Source organism: Sphingopyxis sp. (assembly GCF_036402335.1).
Lineage (GTDB): Bacteria > Pseudomonadota > Alphaproteobacteria > Sphingomonadales > Sphingomonadaceae > Sphingopyxis.
In genome coordinates this window covers 1-7,949 of the sequence record NZ_DASWTD010000444.1, presented here as the reverse complement: position 1 = coordinate 7,949, position 7,949 = coordinate 1, and the positions used below count along the sequence as shown (strand labels likewise).

Below are 7,949 nucleotides of genomic sequence, written 5' to 3'. Positions count from 1 at the left end.
CTGTTCGTCCAGCCTGCAGGCGCCCTTACATGCGCAGGACGCTTTACAGCGCGCGGCGTTCCGCCAATGGTCGGGCTCGGGCTGCTATCGGTCATGATGGCATCTCCATAGGATTAATCATGCCGCACGCCAACCACAGCATTTCCCGTCATGGCTGATCGCCGCCCGCCCCGCCGTCGGCGCGCGCCGGGCCAGGACGGTGTGCTGGGCATGGCTCCGCGCCGCGCCGCGCTGCGGCTGATGGACGCGATCCTTCGGCGCGGTGATCCGCTCGATGTCGCGATGCACGCCGCGGCACAAGGGCTGACGGGAGCCGACCGTGCCTTTGCGGTGGCGATCGCCTCCGAAACGCTGCGCTGGATGGTGGACATCGACGCACTCATTGATGGCGCGACGACGCAAATCCTGCCCGACGACGTCAAATCGCGCGCCGTGCTGCGGATCGCGCTGGCGCAGTTGCTGGTGCTGAAAAGCCCGGGGCATGCCGTCGTATCGACGGCTCTGCCCCTTGTCGATGGAGGGCCGCGCCGACTGGTCCATGCCATCCTGTCGCGCGCGCAGCAGGACGAATGGCAACTTCCCGAACGCGCCACGCTTCCCCTGCCGGCCGCCGAGCGATGGGCCGAACAATGGGATCTGACGACGGTCGAGGCGGCCGAAGCCGGCTGGAGCGGACCGCCGCCGATCGACCTCAGTTTCGCGGCAGAACCCGACGCCGACGAATGGCCCGAGGCCGTTTCGCTCGCGCCGCGCCATCGCCGCCTGCCGCGCGGGCAGGCCGTCGAGGCGATGCCGGGCTATGCTGAAGGTGGCTGGTGGGTGCAGGATCTGGCAGCGAGCCTGCCCGCACGACTGCTCGGCGCGGGCCAAGGCCGGGTCGTGCTAGACCTTTGTGCGGCGCCAGGTGGAAAAACGATGCAGCTCGCGGCTGCCGGCTGGAAGGTCATCGCCGTCGATTCCAGTGCCAAAAGGCTTGAGCGGCTTGACGCCAATATGCGACGCACGGGGCTTTCGGCCGAAATTGTCCGGGGCGATGTCCGCTCTTGGGAACCGACCCGATCTGTCGATGCCATCCTGCTCGACGCGCCCTGTTCGGCGACCGGCATCTTTCGCCGCCATCCTGACGTGCTGCATCGTATCGAGCCGCGCCAGATCGCCGAAATGGCCGCATTGCAGGCCGAATTGCTCGCGCGGGCCGCACGCTGGGTCAAGCCCGACGGGATGCTGGTCTATGCGACCTGCTCGCTCGAACGCGAAGAGGGCGAAGATCAGGTCCGGGCGTTCCTCGATCGTCATGCCGGCTGGACCGTCGAAGCGCCACGCGCCGGCGAACTGCCCGAAACGATCGCTCCCGACAGCGAGGGCTTCGTTCGGACCTTGCCGGGTCTGTTGGCCGACGACGGCGGCCTCGACGGATTTTTCGTTGCGCGGTTGCGCGCACCGGCGGGCTGAACCGGACGGCGGGGGATATCCCGACCATCGGCTAGCCCCCTTTTTCTAGGAGGCTAGCCGTCTACCGGTTGATTTTCCGTTTTGCGATCAGAAGACCGCCTTGGGCGCTTTCTCTTTCATCATCGCCGCGCGCACCATCGGGATCGGCGGGCCGCCGTAGGACAGGAATTCGTCGTGGAACGCCTTCCACTTCGTCTTGTCGCCCTTGGTCCAGTCGTCGCGCAGCTTGCGGATCATCAGCTTGCCCATCGTATAGTTGAGGTAGGCGGGATCATAGGTGCCCCGCGCCGCCTGCTGCCGCGCATTGCCCTCGTCCTGATAGCATTGCTCCTTGAACAGCTTTTCCGAGTCCGCGACCGTCATGCCCTTGGTATGCAGGCCGATGGCGGACAAATAGCGGCAATCGCGCAGCAGCGCGTTCGACAGCTGGCCGATATGCGTCTCGGGATCGCCCTCACCCAGTCCGGCATCCCACATCATCTCTTCGGTATAATGCGCCCAGCCCTCGGCGAAGGCATAGCCGACGAAGAGCTTGCCGAAGATGCTTTCGGCGCGGTTCGAGTGGAGGAAGTTGAGGAAGTGGCCCGGCCAGACTTCATGGACCGAGGTAAACATCAAATCCTTGCGTCCCGGCACGAAATCGGCCTGCGTCTGCTTGTCCCACGCGGGATCGGGCGGCGAGATATAATAGACCGACGGCAGGCCTTTCTCATATGGCCCCGGAATGTCGATATAGGCGCTGTTCTGCCGGTTATACGGCGGCGATTCCTCGACCTGCGCCTGTTCGGTCCCCGGGATCGTCACGATGTCCTTTTCGATCAGGAAGGCCCGAAGCGCCGGCAGCTGGCGCCGTGCCTCGGCAACCGGGCCGTCGGCGGGCTTGTCCGAATTCATCTTCTTCATGCAGTCGGCGATCGTCATTCCGGCGGCATAGGTCGCGCAGGCAGCCTTCAGCGCGTCCTGGTTGCGCTTGAGGTCGGCCTGCCCGATACGCTCCAGCTCGTCGAGCGGCGTGTCGACGCCCTCGTTGGTCAGGATCATCTTCGAGAATTTCTCGGCGCCGAGCGCGTAGCCGTCTGCCGTACCCGGCTGCGATCCGACATATTTGGCGAGGTCGGTCATCGCTGCGCCGGCTTTTGCGACGGCTTCGTCGAACTGCTTCTGCAGCGCCTCGTCCTTGACCGACGCAAAGGCGGCCTTTGCGTCGCCGGTATAATAGTCGGCAAAGCCGCCGAAGCCTGCGGTGCCATATTTGACGAAGGTCGCGGGCAGCGGAAGCTTGAGGTTCGCCTTGATCTGTGCCGCGGCTGCCGGGACCTTTTCGGCATAGGCGATGAACGCCTTCATCCGCGTTGTCGCGTCGGCATAGGGGCGCGCGATATAGACGTTGGGGTCGAGCGCGCCGGTGTAGAAGGACGGGTTCTTCTGCGCGAAATCGGTATCGCGGAGGAAGAAGAGCTGGCCCTGTGCGACATGGACCAGATAATCGCGTTCGAACTTCTCCGCATCGGTCATCTCGCCGTCGAAAGCCTTGGCGTCGGCAATCGCCTTTTCCAGATAGGCGGCCTGCTTTTCCAGACCCTCACGCGACCAGTCGGGGAGCTGGCCATCGAACTCGTGCTTGCCCTGATAGACCGCAAAATTCGGATTGAGCGGGAAATAGCCCGCAAGGAAATTGTCGCGGAACTCGGTCCAGTTCTTTGCGCCAGGCGCGGTCGACGATTTATTGTCCGATGCATTGCACGCGGTCAGTACCAGCAGCGTTGCAGCCGTCGCAGCACCGCCGAAGCGAACAAATTTTCTTTTCATTGGATAATCTCCCTGTCTCCAGTGCGGGCGCTTCTGCCAGCAGCCCGGGCCGATGACACCCGATAATCGACGAACGGCAAAGCTATGCCATCTGGACAGCGACGAAAAGCGGGCTACGGCGAAGCACAATGGCAACGATCCCTCCCCCAGAAGGCGAAGAACCGGTGATGCCGGAGGCGACGCCCAAAGCCCCCTCCCCGCTCAGCTATCCCGACTTCCGCTATTTCTGGGTTGCGCGCTTTACCGCGGTGATGGCGACGATCGCGATGGTGGTCGTCATCGGCTACCAGCTTTATGACACCGCGCGCACCGACTATGGCATGTCGATCGAGGAAGCCTCGCTCCAGCTCGGGCTGCTCGGCCTCTTCCAGTTTGTCCCGCTCGCCATCCTGACCCCCGTCGCCGGCTGGGCGGCCGACCGGTTCGAGCGGCGCAGCGTCGCGATCTTCTCGAACGTGATCGACCTGCTCATCGCCACGACGCTCGGCTGGTTCACGTGGCACGATCAGCTGACGCTGCCGCTCCTCTTCGGGCTCGCTGCGCTCCACGGTGTCGCGCGCGTCTTTTCCGGGCCCGCGATGAGCGCGATCGCGCCCAATATCGTCCCGCCTACGGTCCTGCCGCGTGCGATCGCGATGAGCAGCATCGCCTGGCAATCGGCGTCGGTGATCGGCCCCGCCGCAGGCGGACTCATCTACGCCGCCCACCCCGGGGCGGTCTATGTCTTCTCCGCCGCGCTCCTCGCCATCTCGGCCTTTACGCTCAGCCGCGTGCGCCCCGTCCTTCCGCCGCCTGCCGAAGTTCGCCGCCACCCCTTGCGCGAAATGGTCGACGGGCTGCAGTTCGTGTGGGTCGAGCGCTTCCTGCTCGGGACGATAACGCTCGATCTATTCGCCGTCCTGCTCGCGGGCGCCACCGCGATGTTCCCCGTATTCGCCCGCGACATATTGCACGCCGGCCCCGAAGGCGCAGGATTGATGCGCGCCGCCGTCGCCGCAGGATCGGTTGCCGTTGCCGTCGGCCTCGCGATCCGCCCGATCGAGCGCAACGTCGGGGTGAAGATGCTCTGGGCCGTCGCGGTGTTCGGCGCGGGGACGGTTGTCTTCGGGCTCTCGACCAATCTGATCCTGTCGCTTGGTGTCCTCGTCCTCATGGGCGCCGCCGACATGTTCTCGGTCTTCGTGCGCGGTACGTTGATCCAGCTCAACACCCCCGATCACATGCGCGGCCGGGTCAGCGCCGCCTCGGGACTCGCGATTTCCGCGTCGAACGAGCTTGGCGAGATGCGCGCCGGTGCGATGGCGGCCGCGCTGGGCCCGGTCAGCGCGGTCGTCGTCGGCGGAGCGGCCGCGGTCGGCGTGACTGCGCTATGGGCCTGGATATTCCCCGAACTGCGCCGCGCCAGGACGTTCGAACCGCAATTCAGGCAGGTGAGCGACTAGCGGCGAAACCATTCGCCGCGTCGCGCGCTCATTCTGCCTAAGGGCTATTGTCAATTTATTTAGTTGAATTATGTAGGTTGCACCCGTCACCGCGGTTCCCCTCTCTCCCCCGATGGAGCGACCGCCATGCACAATTCGAATATCCGCCATAAAATCCTGACCATCCCCGGCCTCTACAACAGCGGCCCGACCCACTGGCAAAGCCTGTGGGAACGCAGCTTCGCCCGTTGCGAACGCGTCGAGCTCGGCAGCTGGGACGAACCGCTGAAGGACCAGTGGGTCGAGCGGATCGCCGAAGCGATCGACGCCGAGCACGACCCCGTCCTCATCGCGGCGCACAGCCTCGGCTGCCATGCCTTCGCGCACTGGTTCGCCGCGGCGAGCAGCGTGGCCCGTGACCGCATTGCGGGTGCCCTGCTCGTCGCACCGCCCGACCTGTCGCAACTGCGCCGCGACAGCCGCGTCGACAGCTTCACCGACTCGCCGGCGCTGTCGTCGCAGACACCGATGATCGTCGTCGCCAGCGACGACGATCCCTATGCCAAGACCGCGCATGTCTGGCGCCTGTCGCGGCACTGGGACGCCCGCTTCGTCAACGCCGGGCCGTTCGGCCATATCAACGCCGACTCGGGGATCGGAGACTGGCCTTATGGACAGTATCTGCTCGCCTCGTTACAACCCGCGCCAACGCCGGTGCTGGCGGACGAGGCCCGCTGGCTCCGCGCCGGCGACTGGCCAAATCGCGTCCGTCGCGACCCGCGTTTCGAGTTCAAAGAGAGAGCGCACCGATCATGAAAGCCAATTCGATCCTCGATACCATCGGGAATACGCCGCATATTCGCGTCGCGAAACTGTTCCCCGACGCCGAAGTCTGGATAAAGTCGGAACGCAGCAATCCCGGTGGATCGATCAAGGATCGAATCGGTCTCGCGATGATCGAGGCGGCCGAGAAGGACGGCAGCCTGAAGGCCGGAGGCACCATCGTCGAGCCGACGTCGGGTAACACCGGCATCGGCCTCGCGATGGCGGCGGCGGTCAAGGGTTACAAGCTCGTCCTCGTCATGCCCGAAAGCATGTCGGTCGAGCGTCGCCGGCTGATGCTGGCCTATGGCGCGACCTTCGACCTGACGCCGCGCGAAAAGGGCATGAAGGGCGCGATCGAGCGCGCGATCGAACTGGTCGAGACGACCCCGGGCGCATGGATGCCGCAGCAGTTCGAGAATGAGGCGAATATCGACGTCCACGTCCGCACGACTGGCCCCGAAATCCTCGCCGATTTCAAGGATACGCCGATCGACGTACTGATCACCGGCGTCGGCACCGGCGGTCATATCACCGGTGCCGCGCAGTTCCTGAAAGCCCATTGGCCGAATTTGAAGGTCTTTGCGGTCGAACCCGATGCGTCGCCCGTCATCTCGGGCGGGCAGCCCGCGCCGCACCCGATCCAGGGCATCGGTGCCGGCTTCATTCCGCGCAACCTGCACACCGACCTGCTCGACGGCGTAATCAAGGTCGATGCAGCGGCGGCCAAGGACTATGCGCGCCGTTCCGCGACCGAGGAAGGCATGCTCGTCGGCATTTCGTCGGGGGCAACGCTGGCGGCCATCGCGCAGAAGCTTGGCGAACTCCCGCCGGGTAGCCGCGTGCTCGGCTTCAACTACGACACAGGCGAGCGTTACCTGTCGGTTCCTGATTTCCTCCCGGAGATCTGAGGACCTCCCGTGCATCTCCAGGACGATCGATCGGCGTTGCCCTTGCGGCGCGACTGGACGGGCTGGCTGTTCGTCCTGCTCGTCGCGGTGGCGATCGGCGCGGTCCTGTACGTCAGCCGCATCGACAGCGCCGGCACCCTTGGGGCGCGGCCCCGTCCGGTCGCGCCGCCTGCCGATGTCGTGCCCGATGTGCTGCCGATGGAACTGGCCCCGGTGACCGAGGACGACGCCCGCGCCGCCAACGCGCGGATCGCGCTGGTGACCAAGGGCTTCGTCGCGGCGCGGCCTTTCGTCTATGCCGGCAGCGGCGACGCGCGATTGCGCGCGCGCGACTGTCTCGCCGCCGCGATGATCTACGAAGCCGGCGACGATAGCCGCGGGCAATTGTCGGTCGGCCAGGTGGTGATCAACCGGGCACGCCACCCCGCCTTTCCCAAATCGATCTGCGGCGTGGTGTTTCAGGGATCCGAACGCCGGACGGGGTGCCAGTTTACCTTCACCTGCGACGGCGCGCTCGCGCGCCGCTATTCCGAAGCGGCGTGGATACGTGCCCAAGTCAACGCCGACATGATGCTGTCGGGCCTGACCGACCCGTCGGTCGGGCTTGCCACCCATTATCACACCGACTGGGTCCGCCCTTACTGGAGCGACAGCCTCGAGAAGATCGCGATCGTCGACACGCATCTCTTCTTCCGCTGGCCGGGCTATTGGGGCACGCCGGGCGCGTTCCGCGGTGCGGTGTCGGGCAATGATGGCCCCGTGGCCAAGCTGGCTGCGCTATCGCCGCTCCACGCCAACGCGCTCGGGCTCCTCCCGACCGAGATCGCCGCGGGCGTCGATGCCAATGCTGCGGTCGGCGAAGCACGCGTCGTCGCGGGCGCCGGCGAAGCGGCGGGCCGCGATACCATCTACACCCAGCTCGACCGCAAGGCGGCGCCCGAAAGCTTCGTGACGACCGCGCTGCGCCTGTGCGGCGACAAGCCCTACTGCAAGTTCATGGGGTGGACCAACCCGGTGCTGAAACCCGACAGCGACGCGATGAGCGAAACCCAGCGCGCGGCGATGACCTTTTCCTATCTGCGCGACGACAAGGCCGGGTTCGAAAAGGCGCTGTGGAACTGCAGCGAGTATAAGCGCGACGATGTGCGTCAGTGCATGAAGCGCTGATCGAGGACATTCGCGGCGGCTTTGGGGCGGTATGTGCCATCGCTGCTGCAAATTGCCCAAAGTTCAGTAAAGTTCAGCCCTGTGCGCCGTTCCATTTGACCCTGCCGGGTGCTGGAAGCGCCCGGCCCTGACCGTTTGCCCGCACCTGCCGGCAACCGCTTTTGTCCATCAGGTGAAAGAGCCGGGATGAAGGCTGGCATGGCTGGATAATGTAGGAAAGGCCTTTTTTCCCAGGCGTCCGATTTGGGGTGGTGAGCTGACCTCTCGTGAACCCCGGCGAAAGCCGGGGCCCATCTCCCCACGGCGCTACTGGGCCCCGGCTTTCGCCGGGGTTCACATCGGCCATTTCCAGTCCTTCGTCATCCCG

6 protein-coding genes are annotated in these 7,949 nt (G+C 65.3%); 5 read left to right on the top strand and 1 reads right to left on the bottom strand.

Translation table 11 applies throughout. The annotated features are described in order from the left end of the window. The first annotated feature begins 210 nt into the window (after nt 1-210). Nucleotides 211-1,452, top strand: a complete 1,242-nt coding sequence (locus VGD20_RS14285; protein WP_331135084.1) for an RsmB/NOP family class I SAM-dependent RNA methyltransferase — start codon at nt 211-213, stop codon at nt 1,450-1,452. A gap of 87 nt (nt 1,453-1,539) precedes the next feature. Here VGD20_RS14285 and VGD20_RS14280 read toward each other — a convergent pair whose 3' ends face one another. Continuing rightward, the gene (locus VGD20_RS14280; RefSeq protein ID WP_331135083.1) at nt 1,540-3,261 is read right to left on the bottom strand and encodes a DUF885 domain-containing protein; all 1,722 of its coding nucleotides are present in this window, start codon (nt 3,259-3,261) and stop codon (nt 1,540-1,542) included. A gap of 128 nt (nt 3,262-3,389) precedes the next feature. Between VGD20_RS14280 and VGD20_RS14275 the strand changes: the two genes are divergently transcribed. The 4 genes from VGD20_RS14275 to VGD20_RS14260 all read left to right on the top strand — a co-directional run bounded on the left by VGD20_RS14275 (nt 3,390) and on the right by VGD20_RS14260 (nt 7,582). Next, the gene (locus VGD20_RS14275; RefSeq protein WP_331135082.1) at nt 3,390-4,703 is read left to right on the top strand and encodes an MFS transporter; all 1,314 of its coding nucleotides are present in this window, start codon (nt 3,390-3,392) and stop codon (nt 4,701-4,703) included. Nucleotides 4,704-4,829: 126 nt separating this feature from the next. Next, a complete protein-coding gene (locus VGD20_RS14270) occupies nt 4,830-5,498 on the top strand; it encodes an alpha/beta hydrolase (protein WP_331135081.1) in 669 nt (222 codons plus the stop codon). Then, nucleotides 5,495-6,415 carry a cysteine synthase A gene (gene cysK / locus VGD20_RS14265; protein WP_331135080.1) on the top strand — a complete coding sequence of 307 codons (921 nt, stop codon included), beginning with the start codon at nt 5,495-5,497 and terminating at the stop codon, nt 6,413-6,415. The genes VGD20_RS14270 and cysK overlap by 4 nt, the downstream gene beginning before the upstream one ends. A gap of 9 nt (nt 6,416-6,424) precedes the next feature. Beyond that, the gene (locus VGD20_RS14260) at nt 6,425-7,582 is read left to right on the top strand and encodes a cell wall hydrolase (RefSeq protein WP_331135079.1); all 1,158 of its coding nucleotides are present in this window, start codon (nt 6,425-6,427) and stop codon (nt 7,580-7,582) included. Nucleotides 7,583-7,949: the final 367 nt, after the last annotated feature.